At 54.0% G+C, this 25152-nt stretch carries 23 protein-coding genes; 9 read left to right on the top strand and 14 right to left on the bottom strand.

Translation table 11 applies throughout. From position 1 onward, the window contains the following. Genes gspL through gspE form a run of 8 tightly spaced genes read right to left on the bottom strand, consistent with a single transcriptional unit; the run spans nt 1 to nt 7209 of the window. Entirely contained in the window at nt 1–1308 is a 1308-nt protein-coding gene (gene gspL / locus Q9245_RS00185; RefSeq protein ID WP_305895270.1) for a type II secretion system protein GspL, read from the bottom strand. 2 nt (nt 1309–1310) lie between these two features. After that, a complete protein-coding gene (gspK, locus tag Q9245_RS00180; RefSeq protein WP_305895269.1) occupies nt 1311–2318 on the bottom strand; it encodes a type II secretion system minor pseudopilin GspK in 1008 nt (335 codons plus the stop codon). Then, nucleotides 2315–3052 carry a type II secretion system minor pseudopilin GspJ gene (gene gspJ, locus Q9245_RS00175; protein WP_305897137.1) on the bottom strand — a complete coding sequence of 246 codons (738 nt, stop codon included), beginning with the start codon at nt 3050–3052 and terminating at the stop codon, nt 2315–2317. The genes gspK and gspJ overlap by 4 nt, the downstream gene beginning before the upstream one ends. Continuing rightward, nucleotides 3052–3429: a type II secretion system minor pseudopilin GspI gene (gene gspI, locus Q9245_RS00170; RefSeq protein ID WP_305895268.1), complete on the bottom strand. Its 378-nt coding sequence runs from the start codon at nt 3427–3429 to the stop codon at nt 3052–3054. The genes gspJ and gspI overlap by 1 nt, the downstream gene beginning before the upstream one ends. Beyond that, on the bottom strand, nt 3423–3953 hold the full coding sequence (gspH, locus tag Q9245_RS00165) for a type II secretion system minor pseudopilin GspH (protein WP_305895267.1): 531 nt from the start codon (nt 3951–3953) through the stop codon (nt 3423–3425). The genes gspI and gspH overlap by 7 nt, the downstream gene beginning before the upstream one ends. 6 nt (nt 3954–3959) lie before the next feature. Next, a complete protein-coding gene (gspG, locus tag Q9245_RS00160) occupies nt 3960–4427 on the bottom strand; it encodes a type II secretion system major pseudopilin GspG (protein ID WP_305895266.1) in 468 nt (155 codons plus the stop codon). 58 nt (nt 4428–4485) lie between these two features. Further along, entirely contained in the window at nt 4486–5697 is a 1212-nt protein-coding gene (gene gspF / locus Q9245_RS00155; protein ID WP_305895265.1) for a type II secretion system inner membrane protein GspF, read from the bottom strand. A 3-nt stretch (nt 5698–5700) separates the two neighbouring features. Further along, a complete protein-coding gene (gene gspE, locus Q9245_RS00150) occupies nt 5701–7209 on the bottom strand; it encodes a type II secretion system ATPase GspE (RefSeq protein WP_305895264.1) in 1509 nt (502 codons plus the stop codon). Between the two features lie 203 nt (nt 7210–7412). On the opposite strand from gspE, the gene Q9245_RS00145 reads away from it, so the two are divergent. The 9 genes from Q9245_RS00145 (at nt 7413) to Q9245_RS00105 (ending at nt 16533) form a co-directional block, all read left to right on the top strand. Then, the gene (locus tag Q9245_RS00145; RefSeq protein ID WP_305895263.1) at nt 7413–8069 is read left to right on the top strand and encodes a type II secretion system protein N; all 657 of its coding nucleotides are present in this window, start codon (nt 7413–7415) and stop codon (nt 8067–8069) included. 8 nt (nt 8070–8077) lie between these two features. Beyond that, nucleotides 8078–8737 carry a transglutaminase-like cysteine peptidase gene (locus tag Q9245_RS00140; protein ID WP_305895262.1) on the top strand — a complete coding sequence of 220 codons (660 nt, stop codon included), beginning with the start codon at nt 8078–8080 and terminating at the stop codon, nt 8735–8737. A 117-nt stretch (nt 8738–8854) separates the two neighbouring features. Beyond that, nucleotides 8855–10459, top strand: coding sequence for an FAD-binding oxidoreductase (locus tag Q9245_RS00135; protein ID WP_305895261.1), 1605 nt, complete (start codon nt 8855–8857; stop codon nt 10457–10459). A gap of 7 nt (nt 10460–10466) precedes the next feature. Further along, nucleotides 10467–12047, top strand: a complete 1581-nt coding sequence (locus tag Q9245_RS00130) for a glycerol-3-phosphate dehydrogenase/oxidase (RefSeq protein ID WP_305895260.1) — start codon at nt 10467–10469, stop codon at nt 12045–12047. A gap of 1 nt (nt 12048) precedes the next feature. After that, a complete protein-coding gene (locus Q9245_RS00125) occupies nt 12049–13608 on the top strand; it encodes an FGGY-family carbohydrate kinase (protein ID WP_305895259.1) in 1560 nt (519 codons plus the stop codon). A 258-nt stretch (nt 13609–13866) separates the two neighbouring features. After that, nucleotides 13867–14073, top strand: a complete 207-nt coding sequence (locus Q9245_RS00120; RefSeq protein WP_011784828.1) for a cold-shock protein — start codon at nt 13867–13869, stop codon at nt 14071–14073. A 173-nt stretch (nt 14074–14246) separates the two neighbouring features. Continuing rightward, nucleotides 14247–15107 (top strand): PA4780 family RIO1-like protein kinase, encoded by an 861-nt coding sequence (locus Q9245_RS00115; protein ID WP_305895258.1) that lies wholly within the window; start codon nt 14247–14249, stop codon nt 15105–15107. Between the two features lie 9 nt (nt 15108–15116). Continuing rightward, complete coding sequence (locus tag Q9245_RS00110) at nt 15117–15827, top strand: DUF3581 family protein (protein ID WP_305895257.1); 711 nt, start codon at nt 15117–15119, stop codon at nt 15825–15827. Nucleotides 15828–15840: 13 nt separating this feature from the next. Further along, nucleotides 15841–16533, top strand: coding sequence for a pseudouridine synthase (locus Q9245_RS00105; protein ID WP_305895256.1), 693 nt, complete (start codon nt 15841–15843; stop codon nt 16531–16533). A gap of 19 nt (nt 16534–16552) precedes the next feature. On the opposite strand, the gene Q9245_RS00100 is transcribed toward Q9245_RS00105, so the two are convergent. The 6 genes from Q9245_RS00100 to Q9245_RS00075 form a co-directional block, all read right to left on the bottom strand. Beyond that, complete coding sequence (locus tag Q9245_RS00100) at nt 16553–17392, bottom strand: putative RNA methyltransferase (RefSeq protein WP_305895255.1); 840 nt, start codon at nt 17390–17392, stop codon at nt 16553–16555. A 28-nt stretch (nt 17393–17420) separates the two neighbouring features. Then, nucleotides 17421–19400, bottom strand: a complete 1980-nt coding sequence (locus tag Q9245_RS00095; RefSeq protein ID WP_305895254.1) for a diguanylate cyclase — start codon at nt 19398–19400, stop codon at nt 17421–17423. Nucleotides 19401–19524: 124 nt separating this feature from the next. After that, the gene (locus tag Q9245_RS00090) at nt 19525–21084 is read right to left on the bottom strand and encodes a DUF4139 domain-containing protein (protein WP_305895253.1); all 1560 of its coding nucleotides are present in this window, start codon (nt 21082–21084) and stop codon (nt 19525–19527) included. 141 nt (nt 21085–21225) lie between these two features. Then, the gene (locus tag Q9245_RS00085) at nt 21226–21768 is read right to left on the bottom strand and encodes a hypothetical protein (RefSeq protein ID WP_305895252.1); all 543 of its coding nucleotides are present in this window, start codon (nt 21766–21768) and stop codon (nt 21226–21228) included. Nucleotides 21769–21843: 75 nt separating this feature from the next. Further along, nucleotides 21844–23205, bottom strand: coding sequence for a DUF1329 domain-containing protein (locus tag Q9245_RS00080; protein ID WP_305895251.1), 1362 nt, complete (start codon nt 23203–23205; stop codon nt 21844–21846). A gap of 28 nt (nt 23206–23233) precedes the next feature. Further along, nucleotides 23234–25126 carry a DUF1302 domain-containing protein gene (locus Q9245_RS00075; protein WP_305895250.1) on the bottom strand — a complete coding sequence of 631 codons (1893 nt, stop codon included), beginning with the start codon at nt 25124–25126 and terminating at the stop codon, nt 23234–23236. Nucleotides 25127–25152 lie beyond the last annotated feature (26 nt).

Below are 25152 nucleotides of genomic sequence, written 5' to 3'. Positions count from 1 at the left end.
TTACCCTCCCGAAACCGTCAAACGACCGCGAGCACCATCCGATTCGTTAACCACCGAACCGATCTGTGCTTGCAGGCCTTCATCGGCCAACCCATTCCGCAAGCGGCTAAGGCGATCATAACTGTCGGCCCTGACATCAACGACCAGCTCACCGCGGTTACGGCTGTAGTTGATCGAATTAAATGTGACGGCACCAGTGCCTGCCAGTCGCCCGTACTGGTCTCCGGTAAACTTCATCAACGTAATAAAATCCACATCGGCTCCCTGTGACCCAGCAACGCGCAACTGGCCTTCAATGACCCTCCGAACATTTCCCGCATGGGTTCGGCGATCGGCGGGAAAGGCTTCTCTGTATATTGCCATGGCCTGAGACTTCAGCTCATCGGCTTGTTGCTCGTGGTACATGCCCATTCCGATGTCCAGGCCAAGCTGTATGACAAACCAAAGTGATGCAACGGCGATCAGGGGCTTCCAGGGCTTTAACGGGCTGGAACCGGAGATTTTGACGGAAAACGGCCCCTGACACAGATTGACAGGTTCGCAGAGGTGTTGGTGGTGAGACCACGCCAGGAATTCAATCACCGACAACTCTATGGGTTTCTGCTGAACGTTTACACGGCCTGTTGAGCCCGATAGTTCGTTTATCAAAGGTTGCTGTCGTTCTAATTCCGTTTCCAATCCGTAAAGCTGTACCGGTATTTCAGTAACAACCTCCTCTGAAGGCGGAACCGCCATGGTCATTGCGAACAATGGCAGATTGTCGCCGTGCATTCTTAACCATTCGCCCCGCTGGCTCTGCATCAGAACGAAATTATCATCCAGGCACATCATCCAGCCTGTCTCGGGAGCCGGTAACAAAGAAGCATCAGGATAAATTGCCTCAAGGCGCACCTGATCCCAACCCGAAAACAGGTTTTGCCAACGTTTCATTTGGCCGGAGTCTATTGCTGCAACCAGATATCCTTCATCGGAATGCTTCCCGAGTGCCAAATGAACCGTCTCGATGTCCTGCGCAATCTGCTCCTCAACAGCGTATGGAAGGGCTTGTTGCACGAAACGACTTTGCTTGGCAGGAATATCAGCCATGCAAAAGGCGGCTTCGTCGCCGGGTATCAAGCCGATGAGCAAAACCTTGTCTAATGCGTTCTGCGCCAGCGTCTGTTCAATCAAGGTTTTGGGATCCGCACTGCCCCGCGCCTGGGCGTCGCCACTGGCATCGTGCAACACCCAGCTATAAAGCTGGGCGTCCGGGCTTTGCTCCGGGTCAGCAAAGGGCGGCAGTGGCCGCACATAGAGACGATAAGACATGGTTATCCTTCTGAGAAAGTGTAAGGTTCCTTGGAGATCCTGTTCTTTTGTCCGGTATCCCTGTGGACCGTTCGGACCTCACCTTCCGGATTACGAAATACCGTGCTGACCATATTTACGACACGATTATCGTAGGTAATCCGTGATACAACTTCAAAAAACCGCGTTTGCAGTGCCAGGCCATTTCGTTTCAGGCCCAGTCCCGAGAACTCAGGAAGCGCCAGAAAGTCCTGAAGATTCTCGAACCGCTCCTCTTCCCTTTTCGCAATAATGGCCTCTGCCTGCGCCTCATTGAGCTCACTGTGGAGAGACATCAGTACCGGTGCTGTGGCGCTGTTGACGTTAATGCCGATACCGCTCACCGGTAACGTTGCGACATGCGGGCGAAGAGCGACATAGATATCTTCGGTCATACCCTCAATCAATCTTAGCTCAGTGACCGACACGAAGGGCTGGTTTGCCGCTCTGAAACCGGGATCGGCCATCAGGTACTGGCCATCTTCTGCGCCATAGGCGCTGGCTGTCTGCTCATTAGCATCGATCCAGTCGATCAGTGCGTCGACGTTCACACCATTGATGCCCAAAGCCATCAACAGTCTGGAAACCCGGTCTTTGGTCAGTGGGTCCACTTCACCACTGGCTGTAATCAAATCGTTGAGATTGATGCGTCCGCCGAGGTCATCAATCTGAACTTCAACGACACCGTTTTCATCAAGAGGCAAAACCGCCGCGTGCATGGCCCAGAATTCATCCGGGCTATCTACCATATTGCCGCTTTCTTTGTCTTCTTCGTAGTCGCGAATCAGTATTCTTTTGGCAAATTCTTCAGCCCCCAAGGCAATGCTGTGCCCTTGCTGCTGCGCCAGATAATGCCCGGCCTTATAAATCCGCAAACTTTGTTGTTTGGTCATGCCGGTAGCCAGCAAAACCACTAACGCCATGGCCAACAAAACCATGATCAGAGCCACACCGGCCTGACGGCTTCGGTTAACCGGCCGGAACGAGCTCACGCTCCACCCCCGGCTGTGTTTTCATCAGCATCTTCTCCAGCCTCTTCTGACGCAGCATCTTGCTGTTGATTGACGACAGCCTGCGCTTGCTCCGGGGAGAAATCAGGTAGCGTAAATAGCCTGGCAATTTCTCCGAACCGCTCGTGCTCAAGCGTAACCTCCAAGGCCATCGGCAATGCGATAACGGGTCTTTGGCCCGGCGTCATTGCCGCTAAGGCTTGATCGGTGGGCCAGTGGTCGTGCCACTTGCCTTCTTCGTCCAAGAAGCGGATTTCGAGCGTCTTAACATCGTTTAGTAGCAGGATGTCTCGACTGTCCTCATCCTGACCTTGGTCCACAGCAGGCCAGTATCGCCGCCTGAGTTCGGCACCGGTGTACTCCCATCCGGCACGCTGCAACCCGCTTCGACGCAATCCAAGCGGGTTGCGCCAGCCCTGGCGTGTCAGCAGCAGTTCAAAGGCGTCCTCTCTGGAGGTCAGCGACGGTTTAAAGTCCCCATAAACATCTCGGGCGGACCGGTTCACGACTTGTGTTATGTCCCGCTCAAGTAACAGCATGGCCTTTTGCAGTCCGTCAAACTCCTCTGCCAAGGCGTTTACCCTGTCTCTGGAGTTCACCACGCTGCTGACCACCTGCCATACCCCCAGACCAATAACGGCGGTAATGGTGACAGCAATGAGCATTTCCATCAGGGTGAAGCCCGATTGTGCTCGTACGAAACCGCTCGGTTGCATCACTTCGCCCCCAAAAAAGCGGACAACGAGTGCACCGGATAGGGCTCGTTAGTCTCACTGGGGTACTTGGCCACGGTTACCTCGACCCGTCTCATTGAGGGATCTGCAGTGCCTTGAACAACCGTGGTGACTTGCCAGCGGTAAGCCCCGAAATCGGTATCGGTGGAATTTTCGGAGGTGCCGGGGAGCGTCTCTTGAAGACGCAACTCATTAATACGATTTTCGGCAATCCAACCCGCCAGGGTCTTGTCCCGAACTCGCTCAAAACTGGAAATATATTGGCTGCCCACCTCCGCCGCAGCCGTAGCAATAAGGCTGAAAACGAGCAGCGCGACAAGCACTTCCAGTAATGTGAAGCCCCTCTGTTGCCTTACCATTCTTCGTCTCCGGAGCCAGGCTGACGCCACTCCAGCGGGGAAACGCCGTCTGAAGCAAGGGTATGCACGAGGTCGCTGTCGTTTCCGATGGTAAATTCGATTTCGAAGGGCGTGGTTTCGCCGCTTGAGAAAAACACAAGCGTAGGTCGAAGCTTGGCTTCCGAGGAGGTTAACCGAGGAGCATCACTTTCAACGAATTGAGTTAGCGACAACCATTCAGGCCATGTACGTTGGTGAAACAGACGTTCACCGGAGGGTTTCCACTCACCGGTTTCATCCTGAAACGCGACAAATTGATAGCCATCATCTTCCAGTAATAAACCGAGCTCCAGATTATTGAGAACCGCTTGCTCGGACGCAGTTTGCATCAGCAGGTAGAGTTCGCGTACATGGCTTTCAAGTTCGCGCTGCTGGGAATTGCCGCCCATGCTGAAGACGGCAAGCGAAGCCAGCAGCCCGACGATGATCAGGACAACCAGAATCTCGATCAGCGTAAAACCGGAATGGGCTGTCCTATGGTTCACAATCAATTACTGCTCGGTATTCCAAACGCTGATGTCTGCGGCGTCGCCGTCACCGCCTTCCTGCCCGTCAGAGCCGTATGAATACAAATCGTAAGGGCCTTCCGTTCCCGGGCTAACGTATTGATACTCGTTATTCCAGGGATCTTCCGGAACGGCTTTCAGGTAACCATCCGGGTTCCAGTTGCGGGGTTCAGGGCTACCGCTTGGCTTGCGTACCAAGGCTTCCAAACCTTGCTGAGTGGACGGGTAATGGCTGTTATCAAGACGATACAGATCCAGCGCATTAGCGATGTTGCTTAACTGGGTTTCGGCAACGGTCACTTTCGCCTGATCGCTACGGCCCATGATGTTCGGCGCCACAATGGCGACCAGCAGCCCCAGTATGACCATCACAACCATGATTTCGATCAGGGTGAAGCCCTTTACAGCAGCGAATTTACGGTTCAGATTGTTGCTCATAATGTCACTCGTCATTTACTCGTGGTTCTTGATTATAAAACTTCCGGTAGGTCTGATAACTTGCGGATTCTCATCAGCCCACCAGGTTACTCATGTTCAGAATCGGAAGCATGATGGCCAGTACAATGATCAGCACCACCACGCCCATGATCAACAGCATCATCGGTTCGAACAGGCCAACGATCGCTGCGATTTTCGATTGCAAGGTATTTTCCTGCATTCGCGCCGTGCGCTCCAGCATGCTGTCCAGTTCGCCACTGGATTCGCCGCTGGCAATCATATGCAGCATCATCGGTGGGAAGTAACCCGTTTGATCCAGAGCGCGGTGGAGCGATCCACCTTCACTCACCTTACGAGCCGCTTCGCGCAATTCTTGCCGAAGAAAATCGTTCGATAGTACTTCGCCAGCAATACGCATGGCCTCCACCAAGGGCACACCACTGGTGGTGAGAATGCTTAGGGTGCTGGCATATCTGGCTGTATTAACCCCACGAACCATACCTGAAAACAACGGAAAATGAAGAAGTTGCTTGTGAAACTTCAATCTGAATCCAGGTTTGGTCAGAGCAATTCGAAATCCGATTACTCCAAGCACCAATACTATTAAGAGGTAGACACCAAAATCGCCCAAAAAATCCGACACGGCCAGCATCGCCATGGTCAGCGCTGGCAACTCCTGCCCCTGTTTCAGGAATACTTCGATGATGTCTGGCACCACGTAGGTCAACAGAAACACAACAATGGAGATGGCAACGATGCTGAGAATGATCGGATAGATCGCGGCAAGCTGTATTTTCTGTCGAGCTTCCTGCCGGCTTTCCGTGTAATCGGCCAAACGGTTTAGTACGAGGTCAAGGTGCCCGGCATGCTCGCCCGCCGCGACGGTTGAGCGATAGAGTCGCGGGAACGCTTTGGGAAACTCCCCGAAACTGTCCGCCAGCGTGTAACCTTCCATGACCTTCGAACGGATCGCAATTAACATGCCCCGGATGCGGGGTTTTGCCGTTTGCTGGGCGGTCGCACTCAATGCCTGCTCGATGGGGATGCCCGATTGAATCAGCGTCGCCAATTGGCGGGTAACCAACGCCAGGTCTGCTGCTGATAACGAACCCCGACTACTCAACGGGTTGCTCCGAGCCTGCTTCTCAACCGCCGGTTCCACCGACAACGGGGTAAGGCCTTTTTCCCGAAGCTGCTGGCGGACGGCCCGCGCGGCATCCGCTTCTACAACACCGTGTTTTTGCTTCCCCCTCGGGTCCAGCGCTTTGAACTCATATGCTGGCATGGGTTATTTGCTCCGGTGGGTAACGCGCAGGACTTCTTCCACAGTGGTAACGCCATCGAGAATCTTCTGGACACCGTCAGCGTGAATGCTGGGGCTTAGTTTGCGGGCTTCGTGTTCGAGCTCTAGCTCTCCTGCCCGCTTGTGAATCTGGGCACCTATTGCTTCGGTAACCTCCACAACTTCATAGATACCAACCCTGCCCCGGTAGCCCAACTGATTACAGTGTTCGCATCCTTTCGCCCGGAAAATGGTAGGCGGATTTGCAGGGTCTTGCTGCAAGAACTCACAGTGCTCTTCTGTCGGAACGTAAGGCTCGCGGCATTGGTCGCACAACACACGCACCAAGCGCTGGGCAACAATGCCCACCAGACTGGAAGAAATCAGAAACGGCTCGATGCCCATATCCATCAAGCGGGTGATCGCGCCGACTGCGGTGTTGGTGTGCAAAGTAGACAGCACCAGGTGGCCGGTCAAACTTGCCTGAACGGCGATCTCTGCCGTTTCAAGGTCGCGGATCTCACCAATCATTACCACATCTGGGTCTTGACGCAGAATGGCCCGCAAACCTCGGGCGAAGGTCATATCAACCTTTTGGTTTACCTGGGTCTGGCCAATGCCCGGCAAGTTATATTCGATGGGGTCTTCCACCGTAAGAATATTTCGGCTTCGGTCGTTGATTTCCTGCAGGCCTGCGTACAAGGATGTTGACTTACCAGAGCCGGTTGGCCCGGTGACAAGCAGAATTCCGTAGGGGCGATGTATTAGCTTGCGCAACGTTTTCAGGTCGCTTTCGCCCATACCCAAGGATTCAAGGCGAATAGCGCCGGCTTGTTTGTCGAGTAATCGCAAAACAACGCGTTCACCGCTTGAGGACGGCATGGTGGACACCCGAATATCCACTTCCCTGCCCGCAACCCGAAGCGCTATGCGCCCATCTTGCGGGATTCTTTTCTCGGCAATATCAAGCTTGGCCATTACCTTGATACGAGACACCAGTAACGGTGCCAGCGCGCGCTTAGGCTGAACAACTTCACGCAGCACGCCATCAATGCGGAAGCGAACGATCAGTTGTTTTTCATAGGTTTCGATGTGCACGTCTGACGCGCTGGTTTTAACGGCTTCGGTCAAGATGGCGTTGATCAAACGAATGATCGGAGCGTCGTCTTCTTGTTCCAGCAGGTCTTCTGTTTCAGGCACCGAATCTGCCAGCGACGCCAAATCCATATCGTCACCGATGCCTTCCACCATCTGCATGGCTTCAGCGGAATCGTTTTGATATGCGGCGTTGAGGGCTTCGTCGAACCGGCTGGGCTCGATGGTGGAAAAACGGGCTCGTCCACCACTCACACGATTGGCTTCGGCAAGCGCGGTGTGGGAGGCGCCAGGCCGAACAAGGATCACCGGTTCGCCTTGTTCGTTCCGGGTAAGAATTACGCCGTTACGCTTGGCAAATGTGAACGGGAGCCTGCCCAGCGGCGAATCTTGCGGCTGAATTTCGGTTTCGGTGATCAACTTTCCCTCGTTAAATCCGTCTGGTCACTGGTTTTTGTTATAGGGCCAGTGTTATCCCAACCTGTCATACTGTCAGCATTCAAAAAGGCTACCACAGGAATGGGCACCACTAAACAACTCTGTACACTATACTGCCACTAATTACGTTGAGTCTGATAACCTGTGGGCTTTTCAGTTCGCACCATTCGTGTTCAGGATTACCGATGCTAGCCACACCGAAACAGATGTCACTTATTCTTACGATTGCGGTTGCGCTGGCCATGGTTGGCCTTACCGCCTGGCAGGGTTATCAGTTCTGGCAGTCCGAGCAACAGGCGTCGGCACCTGGGCCCGGCCAAGCTGTTGCCTCTCCAGCCAAGTCAACAGATAACATCCCACAGGTAAAGCTGGCCAGTCTGCCCGTCTTTGGCAGCCCCTCTGCAGCTTCAGAATCGCCAAACGAAAACACCGAAAACCTGCCCGAAACGAATCTCAGACTCTCCCTGCGGGGTGTTTTGGCGGCGGACGGCGAATTTCCAGGCAGTGCATTGATCGAGGACGACAAGGGCAATACCGAGGCTTACCTTGTAGGTAAACCGCTGCCCGGCAATGCGACCCTCCGAACCGTATTTCCAAACCGGGTGATTATCGAGCGCCAAGGCAAACTGGAAAACCTGTACTTCCCCGAGGCTGAAAAGAGTACCGGTGTATTCATGGCCGGAACCGAAACAGAGCAACAATCCTCAGCACCTGCCCAGCAACGGCAAACGCAAGCACAAAGAAATTCACCTGATCCACAATCCACCAGCCAGCAACAACGACGGGAAGATATTCGGAAGCGTCTGGAACAATTGCGACAGCGACTGCGGAACAACAACTGAGGCCCATTATGGAAACGGCTGCCATAATTCGCCCCCGCCGTTCCTTCATCCTGCCGCTCCTGTTAGCAGTAACCTTTGTCAGCGCGCTGGAACTCAGCGATCAGCTGATGAGCTATGTCCTCAAAGATTTTGGCGAGGAAGCTCATCAGCGCCTCGAAAACTGGCAGCGCCTGCACGCCCTTGCTTCCAATGCGCCAGTCGATCGTCAGCTTAAACTGGTGAACTCGTTCTTTAATCGCGTTCGCTTTATCAGTGACATCCGCCATTGGGGCGAAGAGGACTACTGGGCAACGCCTATCGAATTGCTCACCACCAACGGCGGCGACTGCGAAGATTTTTCCATCGCAAAGTACCTGACCTTGCGCGCCATGGGCGTTCCCGATGAGCAACTGCGCATCGTGTACGTTAAAGCCCTCGAGTTGAATCAAGCGCACATGGTGCTAGCCTGGTACGAAACCCCAAGTTCTGTTCCGTTGGTGCTCGACAACCTGATAAACGAGATTAAGCCTGCATCCCAACGTACTGACCTGGAACCAGTATACAGCTTTAACGGCGACGGCCTTTGGTTGAATAAAGAGTCCGGTGGCCGGTCCCGGATTGGCGACGCCAAAAAGCTCGAACGCTGGCAGGATCTTAATGACCGGCTAAACAGCGCCCTTACCCCTTAAACCATCTTTTTACGACACGTGTCGCAAAATGACAGTCAACTTGTCGCACACCGACACACACCTTTGCCTGCCACTCTATAGAATGTCGCCAACTTATAATTCATGGAGTAGGTATACATGCGACGCTGGAATGGTTGGGGCGATGATAAATTCAACTTGGATATCCCGGAGGGCGGTCAAGACTTTCTGGCCGAACGTATCGGGCAAGCCAGCGCGCTGAACGACTGCACACTGGAGGAGGTTTGCACCAAGGTTCCTGATTCCCGCTTACCTGCCCTTGACGGATTCGATGAACTGATCGACACCAGCCCCGAAACCCGGGTGCGCCATGCCCGCGGCCAGAGCCTTCCGGACTGGTTGGCGATGCGCAGTGGCGAGATCGGCATCTTCCCCGACGGCGTCGCTCTACCCAACAGCAATTCCGAAGTCCGGCAACTCCTTAAATACGCCCAGGAAAACGACGTCCACCTGATTCCCTACGGCGGTGGTACCAGCGTTGCCGGACACATTAACCCCGTCGATCAGGGCAAACCTGTACTGACAGTCAGCTTGGCCAACATGAATCGCCTGATCGATCTTGATCGGGAAAGCCAATTGGCCACATTCGGAGCAGGCACGCCCGGGCCTCTGGTGGAATCTCAGTTGCGTGCTCATGGATATACTCTGGGGCACTTCCCGCAGTCGTTCGAGCTGTCCACTATCGGGGGCTGGGTGGCTTCTCGCTCCAGCGGACAGCAATCGCTTCGCTACGGCCGCATCGAACAGCTCTTCGCGGGCGGTCGCATTGAAACGCTACAGGGTACGCTTGATATCCCGACCATCCCCGCCTCGAGCGCCGGCCCCGACATTCGCGAAATGATTCTGGGCTCAGAAGGTCGTCTCGGCCTGATTACAGAAGTTAAAGCCCGCATTACCCGCTTACCTGAACACGAGCGATTCCATGTGGTGTTTTTCCCGAACTGGGATCAAGCGCGCTCAGCGGCCCGCATGCTGGTTCAGAACCGAATTCAGCTATCTATGCTTCGGCTTAGCAATGCGATTGAAACGGAAACCCAACTGGCACTGGCTGGGCACCCGGGTCTTATCAGTCTTCTGGAGAAGTTTTTGTCACTGCGCGGCGCAGACGACGGCAAGTGCATGATGACCTTTGGTGTGACCGGTTCGAAAGAACAAGCAGCGGCGAGTCTGAAACAGGCCCGCAAAGTGTGCAAAGAGTACAGCGGCGTATACACAGGCACTAAGCTCGGCTCTAAGTGGGCGGAAAAACGCTTCACGATGCCCTACCTTCGTGAGGCGCTTTGGCAGATGGGCTATGCCGTAGACACGCTGGAGACAGCCACCGACTGGGATAACGTAGACAGCCTGCTGGAAAAGATAGAAACCAGTCTGCGCACCGGACTAGCGGATAAACAAGAGAAGTCTCACGTTTTCACGCATCTATCCCATTTTTATGGTCAGGGTTGCTCGATTTATACCACGTACGTTTTCCGCGTTGCGGACACTTACGGCGAAACGCTTGAGCGCTGGAAGCACCTCAAGAACTCCACTTCCGAAATCATCGTCCGTAACGGCGGCACCATCAGCCATCAGCACGGCGTAGGCAAAGACCACGCGCCGTTCATGCCGGTAGAAAAAGGTGAGCTGGGCATGCAAGCCATTCGAGCCCTGACCACCAGTTTCGACCCGGAAAAGCGCCTGAATCCGACCACGCTACTGGATTGATAGGGCGATGACTAAGACACGGCAGCAGAACCTGGCAGAGCTAGGCAATAACGCTCAATTTGATGTCGTTATCGTCGGTGGCGGCATTACCGGAGCGGGCGCGGCGCGAGAAGCAGCGGGCAGCGGCTTACGCACTCTTTTGGTGGAACAGAAAGACTTCGCCTGGGGAACGTCCAGCCGGTCATCCAAAATGGTTCATGGCGGCCTTCGCTATCTGGGCAGCGGACTCATTGGTTTGACGCGGCAAGCCGTGCTTGAACGCCAACGCCTGATGGAAGAAGCGCCCGGGCTGATTGATCCGCTACCGTTCCTGATGCCTCACTACAAAGGCAAGTTCCCGGGGCCTCGCATTTTTCAGATTCTGCTGGCGGTGTACGACAAACTCGCTGGCGTTCGAACGAGAGAGCGGCTGTCTCCCGGTGAAACCCTTCAGTGGGTGCCCGGCCTTGTTAACCACAATCTGGTTGCCACCAGCCGCTTTACCGATGCACTTACCGATGACGCGCGCCTGGTGCAGCGGTTAATTGCCGAGGCACAAGCAGACGGCGCCACATGCGTGAATTACGTGGCCGCATCAAGGGTCACTCGAGACCAGAATGGCCATGTGAGCGGCGTCGAGCTAAAACCGGAGGGTGACAACGCGATTCACGTTCAAACCAGGCGTGTTATTAATGCCACCGGGGCGTGGGCCGACCGACTGCAAAAGCAAGGCCCTCACGATACGCCTCTGCATATACGACCTCTGCGTGGCAGCCACCTTGTACTTCCCTGGCAACGGCTACCGGTTACCTGCGCGGTTTCACTGTTGCATCCGCAAGATGGTCGCCCGGTCTTTGCCTTTCCGTGGCGTGGTACAACCGTTTTGGGCACGACCGACCTCGACCACAACGCCGATCTGAACTGTGAGCCCAGTATCACCGAAGCAGAGGTCACTTATTTGCTGGAGGTGTCATCGAAGCTTTTCCCCGGCTCTTCAATTCAAGCGCAGGATGTACTGTCGAGCTGGGCGGGTGTGCGTCCCGTCGTGACCAGTGGTGAAGGAAAATCGCCGTCGAAAGAAAACCGCGAACACGCTTTACGCAGCGACAGAGGGCTGGTCAGCGTTGCCGGTGGGAAGCTGACAACCTTCCGGCAAATTGCCCGCGAATCTTTGGTTGCCGTATTCGACGGCAATACAACCCTTTTAAGAAGCGACCGAGCGCGTGTTTTTACGGCGCCCTCTCAAATCCCTAAGCAGGCGAATATTAGCGGGCTGACCTGGAACCGGCTCAAGGGCTTTTACGGACAGGAACTCACTTCGATGCTTGCAGGAAAATCCTCTGATTTTGTTGATGGCTCGGGAACACTGTGGGCAGAACTGGAATGGGCCTGTACCCGTGAACAAGTAGTTCATCTGGATGATCTGTTGCTCCGCAGAACGCGTCTGGGGCTGGTGCTGCCGAATGGCGCAGAAAAACTGTTGCCAACCCTTCGTCAACACTGCCAACCACTGCTTGGTTGGAGCGACACACAGTGGCAGCAGGAAGTTGACCGCTACCTGACCCTTTACCGCCAATCCTACAGCTTGCCAACAGCCGGAGGCGCCTGAGATGGCCAACGACTCCCTGATACTTGCCATCGATAATGGCACCCAAAGCGTTCGCGCACTGCTGTTCGACAAGCAGGGAAATCTTATTGGCAAAGGCAAACAAGAAATAGAACCTTATTTCTCCGAACAGCCCGGCTGGGCCGAGCAGCACCCTGAATACTTCTGGCACAATTTGGGACTGGCGTGTGAGGCCTTGTGGCAGAGCACTAGTGCCAAACCAGAGCAGGTTCTGGGCGTAACGGTGACCACCCAGCGCGGTACGGTAATCAATCTGGACAAAAGCGGAAAGCCGCTTCGCCCCGCCATCATTTGGTTGGACCAACGACACGCAAAAGTAGACGGTCCGGTGAAGGGGCCTTGGGGTGCCGTGTTCAAGCTGATCGGCGCCGAAGAGCCGATCAAGCGGTTCAGGGAAAAAACACAAGCCAATTGGATTATTCAAAATCAGCCCGAAATCTGGGCGCAAACCCACAAGTATTTATTGCTTTCGGGCTATTTGAACTATCGACTCACGGGTGAATACCGCGATTCCACCGGCAGCCAGGTGGGCTACCTGCCGTTTGATTACAAGAAACACCGCTGGGCCGGCAAGCACGACTTCAAATGGCAGATCACGCCCATTACCCGCAGCATGTTGCCGGACCTGGTCAAGCCCGGAGAAAAACTCGGTGAGTTACTGCCCGAGGCCGCCGAACATATGGGCTTACCGAGCGGCTTGCCAGTGATTGCCGCCGCTTCAGACAAAGCGTGCGAGATTCTCGGTTCTGGTGGCCTCGCCCCAGACACAGCCTGCATGAGTTATGGCACAACCGCTACGATCAACACCACCAACCGGAACTACGTTGAGCCAACCCGCTTGATGCCGCCCTACCCGTCCGCGCTGCCGGGCCACTATTCTTCTGAAGTCATGATCTACCGGGGCTTTTGGATGGTGAGTTGGTTCAAGCAGGAATTCGGTTTGCGGGAGCAGCACATTGCCGAACAAAAAGGTATTGAAGCGGAAGCCCTGTTCGACGAGTTGGTCAATTCCGTTCCGCCCGGCTCCATGGGCCTGATGCTGCAACCCTATTGGAGCCCCGGTGTGCGTCAGCCAGGCCCCGAGGCCAAAGGATCCATTATCGGCTTTGGCGATGTTCACACACGTGCCCACATCTACAGAGCGATTCTGGAAGGCTTGGCCTATGCCTTGCGCGAAGGAAAGGAAAGGCTTGCAAAGCGTAACGGGAAAGCCATCAAACGATTGCGCGTGGCCGGCGGCGGATCCCAAAGTGATGCCGCCATGCAGCTAACGGCCGATATTTTCGGGCTGCCCGCCGAGCGCCCGCATACCTATGAAACGTCGGGGCTGGGCGCCGCGATCGACGCCTCGGTAGGCTTGGGGCTACACCCTGATTTCAAATCTGCAGTGCGCGCCATGACGCGTGTGGGCGAGGTTTTCGAACCATCAGACGAAGCCTCCGCCCTTTACGAACAGCTGTATTCGGACGTGTATCTGGAAATGTATGACCGCTTACAACCCCTGTACCGGAAGATTCGAAAGATCACCGGATACCCCAAATAACAGGCCAGCAAACCGCTTCGCGGCTATGGGTTATTGCCTATCAAAAAAAACTTTGCAAACTCATTCAGTAAGGGTACAGTGTCGGTCGTTGGAAAGATTTAGCAAAGCATTCATCAATAAGACGTATACCTGTTGTCATCAGTAGCGCATCGTCCTGTTTTTGATCACGCAAGTTTTTTGTTTCCGCACAACCCGCTGATCTAACGTCAGATAGACGATTAGACAGCACATAAAATGATTGAGTTCAGGATTATATATATGTCTACTGTTACCGGTACTGTTAAGTTTTTCAACGAATCCAAAGGTTTTGGCTTTATTACTCGCGAAGGCGGCCCTGACGTTTTCGTTCACTACAGCGCCATCCAAGGCGGCGGATTCAAGACTCTGGCAGAAGGCCAGCAGGTTGAGTTCACCGTAACTCAGGGCCAGAAAGGTCCTCAGGCGGAAAACGTAGTAGGTCTGTAATTTACAGCCCTCCAGCGTTTTAAAAAAGGCAGCTTCGGCTGCCTTTTTGCGTATTTGGCTGCTAATTCTTCTCCCCTACCGCTGCACATCTCTCCTCAATTGTTAAACTGCTTTATAACGGACACAATCCGACAAGCGTACTCACAACAGAAACCATCGGATAGCATAAACGCATGAAAATACCCAAGCGATTACAGCCCCTTGTCGATGACGGCATGGTGGACGAAGTGCTGTATCAGTTAATGAGCGGGAAAGAAGCTCAAGTTTTCGTGGTACGTTGCGGTGATAGCGTGCGCTGCGCGAAAGTGTACAAAGAGGCCAAGAAACGCAGTTTCAAGCAAGCCGTTCAATATCAGGAAGGTCGAAAAGTACGAAACAGCCGCCGTGCCCGGGCCATGAGCAAGAAAACGCGATACGGTCAGAAAGAACAGGAAGATGCCTGGCTGAACGCGGAAGTTGATGCCCTCTATCGCCTGGCTCAAGCCGGAGTGCGAGTACCGGAGCCCTTCGGGTTCGTTGACGGTGTACTTCTGATGGAAATGATCTCGGATGAAGACGGAAAAGCCGCGCCGAGATTAGACGATGTGATACTAACACCAGAGCAAGCTAAGGTTTACCATAGCCAGGTTTTATCCGATGTCGTTCGTATGTTGTGCGCAGGTTTGATCCATGGAGACCTGTCTGAGTTTAACGTTCTTGTCGACCCAAAGGGCCCGGTCATTATCGACCTGCCACAGGCCGTTAACGCCTCGGGAAACAATAACGCCGAGCGAATGCTGGAGCGCGATATCGACAACATGCGGCGCTACTTCGGGCACTTTGCCCCCGAATTGCTGAACACAGACTATGGTAAAGAAATCTGGGCGCTTTATGAGGCAGGTGATCTCTACCCGGATACCAAACTTACCGGGTGCTTTGAGCACAACATCAAAAGTGCGGATGTGGATGAGCTGATTGAAATCATCGAATCCGCGAAGGAAGAAGAACGAGATCGCCAGGAACGCCTGCAAGCGGCGGAAGCCGGTAATGATTAAAGGAACACTATGTTTTTAGACCGCTTTTACTCTATGGAAAATGACCGCGTTGTAATCACGGCGGGGCAGGCCAGCCTCTTTGCCAAGGAAGTAGCAGGCGACTTTAACCCGATCCACGATGTGGATGCGCGCCGTTTCTGCGTACCGGGCGACCTGCTATTCGCCATCGTGCTGTCGCGATTTGGCTTGTCCAGCACCATGACCTTCAAGTTCCAGAACTTGCTGGGTGCCGAGGTGCCGCTGGAATTTCGTGAAAGCGGAGACGGCACGATAGAGGTTTGCGATGAAGCCGGAAAAATCTACATAGAGGTGAGCCGCAGCGGCGAGCGAACCCACGATGAAAAAGCCATCGAAGAATTTATCCGCTGTTACGTTTCCACATCCGGTAAGAACTTTCCACACACACTTAAACCGCTTATGGAATCCCATGGTGTGATGTTCAACCCGGAACGCCCGATGGTGATGTATCAGAGCATGAGCTTTACGCTCAGACAGCTGGACACCTCTAATCCGGATTTGCAGTTGCGCGATTCAAAACTGGAAGCGGCCGGAAAACGCGGCAACGTTACGCTGGATTACGATCTGCTGTCACACGGCGAACCGGTGGGCGAAGTGTCCAAGCACATCATGCTGGGCGGCCTCCGGGAATATTGCCCGCAGGCTATGGAACAGGTTATTGAAGAGTTTTATCGCCTGAAATCGAAGGGTACGGGCGCTTAACCGGCGCTTTCTTATGAAGCTATCGCGCATTCTCAGCAATCAAAACGGCGTGAGCCGTAAACGTGCCAACGCTCTGATTGCCACCGGACGTGTAGCCGTAAATGGTCAGGTGTGCCGGGACTCACAGAACGAAGTCAGCGAGTTTTGCGCGGTCGGCGTAGACGGGAAGGCCATCCAACAGGCACGGCCTTCCCGATACCTCATGCTCAACAAACCCGCGGGCTACCTGAGCGCAACCGTCGACGACACTCATCCCACCGTGTTCCGGTTGATTGATTCTTCTCTTCATGATGGCTTGCATATCGGCGGCCGCCTGGATCGGGCCAGCACTGGCCTTCTGATACTGACCAACGATGGCAATTGGTCGCGCCGGCTAACGGAACCCAAAATCAAGATTCCGAAAGTGTACCGAGTGACCACGGAACAGCCGATCACCTTAGAGACTCACCAACGGTTTGCAGAAGGTATCTGGTTCGAGTACGAACAACTCACCACGTCGCCGGCGCAGATTGAAGAAATTCACGAGCGTGAGGCCAGGATAACGATCTACGAAGGCCGTTATCATCAAGTGAAGCGCATGTTTCATGCGGTGGGCAATAGAGTCACCTCGCTCCATCGAGAACGCATGGGCAAAATTCAGCTTAACGACGAGCTACCTCCTGGTCAGTACCGCTCACTCACCGCCGAAGAAATTGCCTCGGTCTGAAGGCTGCCCGGCCTACTCACTACTTGCGCTCAAAGGTATGCAGACAAACATCAACCGTCAGGGACAATGAATCAAGGGAGGCAGCCCTCTCCCTGCCCTCCTGGCTGGCTCTGTATAGATGAGGCGTCATTGCAAGCAAGTCCGCGATCGGTTCGGCTCCGGCAAGGTGCAGGGAAAAGCGAATATCTTCACTCGCTATCCGACGAAAACCGTCAGGAGCTTCCGCAACCTGTTTCGATTCCATTCGGACTTCAGGATAGATAATCTCTCTTAATTCACGTAAATGATCCTGCCCGCTGTCGACCTGAATCAACCGGCCACCGGGGCGTAGCACCCTCGCAAATTCCGGATACACCGGAAAGCCGAACAGACAAAGCACCCGATCGAGGGATCCGGAAAGAACCGGGAGGTTCGCATTGCTGCCCACCACCCAGCTAGCACGCCGATCTTGCCGAGCGCCTGACAACACTGCCCACTTAGAGATATCGAGCCCCAGCAAAGACAAGCCAATACTGCCGGAAGACGATCCAAGCTGCCTCAGGTAGTAACCCTCACCACATCCCGCATCGAGACAGCGTAATGTAGAAGCGGCAGGGGAATCGGCTAAGGTTGCGCGCGTCACCGCATCCGCAATGGGCTGGTAAAATCCGGCATCAAGAAATCGCTGACGGGCGGCGACCATCGCCTTGCTATCTCCCGGGTCCTTGGTGCGTTTTTTCTGTACGGGCAGTAAATGCACGTACCCTTGTCGCGCAACGTCGAAACTGTGGCCGTTCTCACACTGCCAGCTCTTTTCTACACGGCAAAGAGCCATGCCATCCAGCGGGCACGCAAGGCTTTCGAACGGTAGAACACTCATGAATGATTCCTGAATCTAAGAAGAACAATTAACTGTGGCTGTGACTTTCATTGTCGGGCAAGAGATATTCGTTCACAAAGATCTGGTTCTTGCCCCTGCGTTTGGCTTCATACATGGCCTTGTCAGCGCTTTGCATGACACCTTCTACCGTTAAGCCAGCGCCCCTTGCGATTGCAATACCGATACTTACGCCCACCCGGGCCACCCCTAAAGGCAACACCACCGGCTGCGACACCGCATGAAGAACCTTTTCAGCGACCACGATTGCGTTTTCGGTAGACGATACTTCGGGTAGCAACACGATGAACTCATCCCCACCCATTCGCACTACGGTATCCGTCTCACGCACATTGCGTTCAAGACGCTCTGCGATTTCTCTCAGCAAGATGTCTCCGGCATCATGGCCGTAGGTGTCGTTTACTTCTTTAAAGTGATCGAGGTCAAGGAACATGAGCCCCAAGTGACGAGCATGTCGCCCCGAAAGCGCAATGGCCAATTGCATACGGTCCTCCAGAACGCGACGGTTCGGAAGCCCGGTCAAGCTGTCCTGGAAAGCTAAGCTGTGAATGGTTTCCTGGTATTCCTTGATCTCTGAAAAGTCCTGAAAGGAAATCACAACCCCTTCATCACCGGTATCGCTGGTAAGGGGTGCGGCATTGAGGATCACCGGAATGGTTGAGTCATCTTTACGGCGAAACTCTTCGTCTTTACTGCGATAAAGCTGGCGTGTTTTCATCACGTCCATGACTGAACAATCGGGGTTGCCTTGCTCATGAACGTGAAAAACCTCATGCCCTTGTTTGTGCACAAGATCCTGCGCGTCCCAGCCTAATATCCGCTCCGCTTCCGGGTTCATATACGTCAGCACACCGTGTTTATCCATAACGATCAAGCCATCACCCAAGACACTGGATATTTTCCAGAAACGCTTGGATTGCCGCTCATTTTCACGGCGAAGCTCACGTCTTTTATGAATCAGGAAGTGAGTATAAAAAGAAATCACAAGTGTTAGAAAAACGCCAATCACGTAGAAACCGACAACCCAGGAATGATTCATCAAAGCCGAAGACGGCAGCGCAGCGCTCGGGATAAACGAAACCGTTTTCCATGTGTAATGTTTCCCTTCGGTGTCTCCGTTGGGCAGCTTCAGCGGATGAACGGTCTCATATACAAAAAGCCCGTCGCTTGTTTCTATCCAGCCATGATCATCCTCTAAGATGCGTTCAAGGGCTTCCGGGTAATATTGAGCAAAAGACGAAGGAAGACCGAACATAAAGGCCCACTCGTCATTGTGGTCAGGCCCGGCAAGAATGTGGCCCTCCGAGTTCAGAAGAAAAGCGGGATGTGATCCGGCCATGCCGGTATCAAAGGTGTCCAGAAGCGTCTGCCCTTTCATGTTCAGAATGATCAAACCCTGATTACCGGTGTCTTCATCCACAACCCGCACACCAAAGCGGATCATCGGCTTATACGGAGCTTCAACCTGCCCCTTCTCGATATTTAGATCCAGCGGCGAAACGTAGACCTCGCCCTCTGCCAGCGCCGCTGTTTCAATAACATAGTAGCGCCCACCTTTGTGCTGCAATGTATCTTCATACTTCTTGAAAACCCGCCGACCGTTTTTATCTAATCGCACCAATTCCATGCCGTCATGATCAAGGAAGCGCAGCTGACTGTAGGTCGGCTTTTGTCCTAGCTGAGCCTTGAACACCAACTGTAGCGCCTCTTCCCATTCGGCATTCCTGTAGCGATTAAAACGAACGGCCGCAGGCAAGCTCGCAATTGCCAACAAGTCGTTGGCGGTATACTCAAACACCTGCTCAAGCAACCCCGAAGTCATCCTGGCTTTTGCCTGCTCTGCCACCTTCAAGTCGTCGCTCTGGAGCACTGCTTGATACTGCAAGGCGCCGTACACAGCCAAAGTAAACACCAATACGCAAACCAAACCGGTTATAAGGGCCGATTTTACAAATCCTTTTTCTTTCCAAGAAATAATTGGTATGCGCATTCGTACAACCTAAACGTGCGGAGTCATTCAGTAATTATGAGGCATAGCGCTTGAATGCGCATGATTTAACGACGAAAACGCCGGAAAACCGGCGCTTTTCGATAATTGCGAGAAAGCTTCAGGGTTACAAGGGTGGCAATGCAGTCCCTTCCGGCACCCTCACCTCGAAACCGGATTTCACACTTTTGGTCTCGCCTGCAGCTACTTCGCGGTCCCAGACCAAAACGCCCTTGTTATCTTCGAAATCACGCTGGACCGGCTCACTGATTTCCAGCGGCTTGACGGTCAACGTGTCTTGCTCTGAAACAGGAAGCCGGTCGAATATCCGAACCTGAACCGGTTTATCATGATGGTTGGTAATCTCGAACCGATTCTGCCGACGCTGCACGTTCTCGCTTTTCCATATACCCTCTTCACCGGTTCGTTCGAGCTCGTTCACCACCTTGATTCGAACCGCTTGATCGGCACCAAACCCTAAATCAACCACTTCACCTTCAGCGAGCTCACCAAGGTGGGTTTGGCCGACGCTCTGTCCATCCCGATACAGTGTCGCAGGCCCGGCCGGTATCGGAACTTCCCCGCTGAACTGCCCTTTTGCATGGATATATCCGGTAGGGTCAAGCACCGGTGCCGACCACACGGCCACCTCTACCGGCAATACGTGATCGGCCACTTTAAAGCGTTGGCCTGATGACCCGCTGGGTACGTTAACGTTTTCCGGCAGTCGATAACTTTGCGTGAAAGTGCTGGCTTGTTGAGCAACCGCAGCGTCGGCCATTGAAGACCCTGCTCGCATCTCTGCCATCGGCGCGAGCGCCTTGGCTTGGTAACGCTCTGGTTGGCCCGGGCTCACAACCCATGGGTGGACTTTCGGCATGGAGGTCCCCTTGCGGGCGTTTGCGGTCGCCAGCTCCAGTTGCACATTATCCCAGTCGGAGCCGGTTGTCTGCTGTACGACCGCCACGTGTTCCAATGTGAGCTGCCCGCCCGAATCCGCCTCGGTGTTCAAGCGCGCATTGTATTCGCTCCGCCAACGCGCTTCGGACGTCTGAAACCGGAGTTTGACATGCACAGAGGCATTTTCCGGTGCCCGATAATGAATTCTTACGTTCTTGCTAGCCTTGGCTCTTTGAGTGGCCTGGGCGAGCTCCCGCGTGAGGCGATCTTTCAAAGCCTCATCGTCCTTCATGCTGACGCGCGCCTGGCGTATCTCAGTCAGTGCAGTCTGCGTTGTCTCTTTCAAGGCAGCGGCCAGATCGCTTAATTCTGACGCTGTTAATTCGTGTGGGGATTCTGCAGCATGGTTCATCAGCGTGATTTGTTGTTTCCAGGCGCTGATGAGGTCTTCTTTTTCCTGAATGCGCAAGGTTACTTCTGACAACGCGTTACGGAGTTGTCGGGTTTCTTCGGCAACGAACTCCTCGCGCTCTGCCCGGCTTATCTGAACCTGTTGCAGCGTCACATTGGGCAACCCTTCGAGCATGACCTGCAACGACTGATCTTGCAGGCTCACCGGGAGGCCTTGGATGTCGATGGTGCCGGCTCCTGCGCTAATCTGCTCGGATTCTGTCCACGTTAGCTCGGCATGGGAGGGATACAGCGTTGCCTCGGTAACGTTCGCCAGCGCCGTCGTCGGTAGTGTGGAAATCGAGATCGCTAATGCCAGCAAGCCAGGCTTGTTCATGTAAAATTCCTTGTCTTCGTAGCCAGAAAAATCAGGAGGCGACCTTCAGTACCCAGAGGCGCGCGCCACGGCCAGAGAAATTTGTGCAATGCAAGGAAGGATAGCAGAACAGGCGTTATGATGAGATCAAATGCTAGGGTTTCAGGTTACAAATGAGAAATCTTTCAACCACTTAAGGGGCGAGTTTAAAACGGTTTGGTGGTGTTTGCCTGGCTTTGGTTCGGCGTTGATTTGTTTAATCTCACGGATCAGAAGAAGGCAGTTAGCCGCTGCATTATGGGCGTCCCGGCGAGTTTTCAGGCGGCTACTCAAGGCGCATCTTTGCGATGCCTTTACAGCATGCTCAATCGGAATCAACTGCACAGGCCATGGTTTACCGATAGCGGTGAAGAGTGCATCTAACCACTTTTGATCTTGATCCGGCGATTCGGAAAATACCGGATAGTCGGTCAACAGTCGTGATACTTGCCGGGCAACATAAGCGGCCGGCTCACCCCGTTCACAACAATCTTTCCGGGTTAGTCCTCGGCGGATTGCTTCATCACTCCAGCCTTCCCAGCCATCGACACTGTCCGGGTTGATAAGAGCTGAAAAAGACTGAGACCCGTCCACACGGCTCCAGGCGATCTCAACCGGGTAACTGCCGTTACCGATGCCACTTGCTTCTATATCGAGTATGTACATTTGTGAACTCCTACCCTGGAAAAAGGCCCCGGCCATACTTACGTCAGCCGGGGCCTGCTTCACACTGTCACGCTATTAGCGAACACCTGCACGACGCAGAGCCGCCGGGGTGTATTCCCGTGAGCTGCGCTCGACACCGTAGGAGTACGGATCGCTCTCTTCGTTGGTCATACCCATCACCAGGTAACGACCAGACAAAAGGTCATACAGAGTTTCAAAGGCGTAAGCCGGGATGCGGGCATCATATACCTGCATGGCATGAGCTTCCGCTACGCGCCACAGATTGTCGCGGCCGTCATAGTGATCAACCACAGCGATCTGCCAGGTATCTTCGTCAATGTAGAAGTCACGCTTCTTGTACACATGACGCTCGCCGTCTTTCAAAGTGGCGGTCACATGCCATACGCGGTGCAGCTCGTAGCGAGCCAGTTCCTGATTGACATGGCCTGGTTTGATGATGTCTTTGTAGCTCAGGTCTTCACTCGCCATACGGTAGGAGTTGTAAGGAATGTAAAGCTCTTTACGACCCTTAAGTTCCCAGTTGTACTTGTCCGGCGCACCGTTATACAGGTCAAGGTTATCGGACGTACGCTGTCCATCAGCCGCTGTACCCGGGCCGTCATAGGCAACACTCGGAGCACGACGCACACGACGCTGGCCTGAGTTGTACAGCCATGCACGACGAGGTTCTTTAACCTGGTTGATGGTTTCGTGAACCAGCAACACGTTACCCGCCAAGCGAGATGGAGCAGTGATGGTTTGTTTGAAGTAGAACATTACGTTCTCGTCTTCCGACGGATCGTAGTCCTTCAACTGGACTCGCTCGGTGAACGATTCGGTGAACTTAACCGCACTGAAATCACCGTTGGGCTGCGGAGTCACCTGCGCAACGTTACGGGTCACTGAGCCGCCGCGGTAGCGAGTGATGTGGTTGAAGATCGCCTCAAGACCGTTCTTGGGGATCGGGAAAGGAATGGCCGTTTGATAATTGCTGAGACCATTACCGCTCTCGATGAGCGACACGTTCGTGGCGTTTTCTTTCGTTTTGTTCTGTACGACTTCCGGATAAGCGCCAGTACGGCGGGTTTCGTACACCGGAATGAAATAGCTGTCGTACGTTTTGATCATCGCAACCTGACCAGGCGTCAGTTTGTCGGCGTATTCATCAACGTTGGTCTGATCAATCCGGAACAACTCTTTGTCGTTCGGAAACGGGTCAACGTATCGCCCGTCGCCTTTATAGTTAGCGGGCGGAGTGACCAAGCCACCGTCCCAGGCTGGGATGGCATCGCCATTGCCGGCTTTGATCGCGCCCATTGGGGTCAACGTATCGCCAAGCTTGGCAGCTTCATCTTGAGACACTCCGGCAGATGCCGAGCCTCCAGCCAGCATGGCGCTGGCGACTGCGCTGTATAGGAACGTACGTATCATTTTCATAAATCAGGTCTCCTTGAGTTCCCGGGTATTAAAAAGCGTATGAGATTGAAGCGGCCACGAAATCGCGGTCGTTGGTTTCGTTGAAATCGCCACCAAAATAGTTGGTGTAACTGATCGAGGCCTTATAGGCATTTTGGTAAGTTGCATCCAGGCCAAGTCCTACCGACTTATTACCTTCTTTAAAGTTTCCGCCCGGATCCGGCGCGTACCCTTCAACATCGTGCGAGAGGAAGAGCTTAGGACGCAGGTTCACACCGGCTACTGCACTTGGATAATCCCAAACGAACAACGCTCGGTAGCCCCATGAGAAGTCGGTAGTAAAGCCATCGTTCGTACAGTTAGTGGCGTTAATGTTCAGCCGTTTTTCACTGTCCGTGCCCTGACTACAGAAATCGCCAGAGAAATTGGGGCCGTCGAGGGGCACCGGGCCGACACCGAACATACCGGATCGACCGTAGCGGGCTTCCGACAAGTCAGGCAGATCGTGCACATAAGTCGCACCCAGTTCAGCCACGATGATGAAACGGTCTGCGCCCATAATCTGATCGATAAAATGAATCAGAGTTGTCTGGAACTGGGATACGCCATAACGATCGTATCCATCCACCGCTTTACCTGCGTAATTGCCACCCTTGGCCTGCTCACGCTTTTCAAGCTTACTGATCACCTGACCATCCGGGCCGCGCTGCTGCAGGCCACCGTAGATCAGCTCAAAGGTGTTCCACTGAATCGGCATGTTGGGCCGGTAGCTGTACTCCGCACCCAGGGATGTACCGGTCGGCAGTGTGGTGTTGAAGCTCACGCCGAACAGGTCGATGCCCTTGGGGTAGTCGATAAAGTAGCTTGGAAAGCGAGAATCCGGCTTGCTGTCGTCACGCATCTGGCTGCCTTCTGGCGCAGCCGGGTTATTCACCACACCACTGATGTATGGCAGGCGGCTGTGATAACGGGTGTAGTAGAAGCCCACGTCGGCCTCTAGCTCGGTAACATACCAACGCACCGCTGCGCCGAACTGATCCTTATCACCGGGCTCTTTGTCACCAATTCGGGGCGCAATGAAGCCCTCTTCAAACGCCTGTCTGTCTGGAACCTGGCCTGCCAGCAGTACCGGGCCACATCCATCGGCCGCTACGTCGGCAGTCGAAAAGAACGTGCCGCAGTCATCAATCCGGAACGGTTCCCAGTCGGTCTGAACAAACGCCTCGAGTGTGACCTCAGGCGTCAAACCAACCGAGGTGTACAGCATTTCTACCGGCAGAAGCACGTCTTTCAATTCAGCACCCGGCGCACGAAACGCGGGCACATCGATTGGGTTGATCGCGTTTATACCGCCCAGGATAAAGGTACTTTCACCCCAGTTGACCACTTGACGACCGTAGCGAACCGCAACCGGAACATCTCCGACTTGCCAGTCCGTAAAGATATAGGCGTCGAGCAGGTCAATACCGGAGGCGTTGTCTTTCGCTTCGGAGTTCAGCTCACGCTGCTGACCGACCGGATCCACAGCGCGCTCGTTATCTTTAAGCTCGAAATCGTAGTAGTAGCTGGCCCGTCCGAGGAAGCCGACACGAGTCAGTACATCGCTGTCGGGCACGTAGTCCAGAAACAGCTCACTGCGGCCACGAAGAATGGTCGAGTACGGATCGCCTTTTTTGAAGTTGAGGTTACCGTCATCGAAGTTGTTGGAAGACGCACCGGTGTCGCTGTAAGCAAACTCGGGCCCCAGGTTACCCTGCGAGATCAGATCAGGATCCTGATCTTCCAAACGGTAAGCTGTACCTGCGGTCAGCGTGGTGCTGAACGACGCGTCGATCTCGTAGAAGCTGAAATCAAAAGCGGCTGCGGTTGGTGCAAGGCACGCGATCTGGGTCGTTAGCGCGAGCTGGATAGACCTCGCTAAAATGGATTTTTTTGTTGTCATTGCAATTACTCCGCACATTTTTTGGC

Origin of the sequence: Marinobacter sp. MDS2, from assembly GCF_030718085.1 — a bacterium.
GTDB lineage: Bacteria > Pseudomonadota > Gammaproteobacteria > Pseudomonadales > Oleiphilaceae > Marinobacter.
This window is presented reverse-complemented; position numbering and strand designations above follow the sequence as displayed.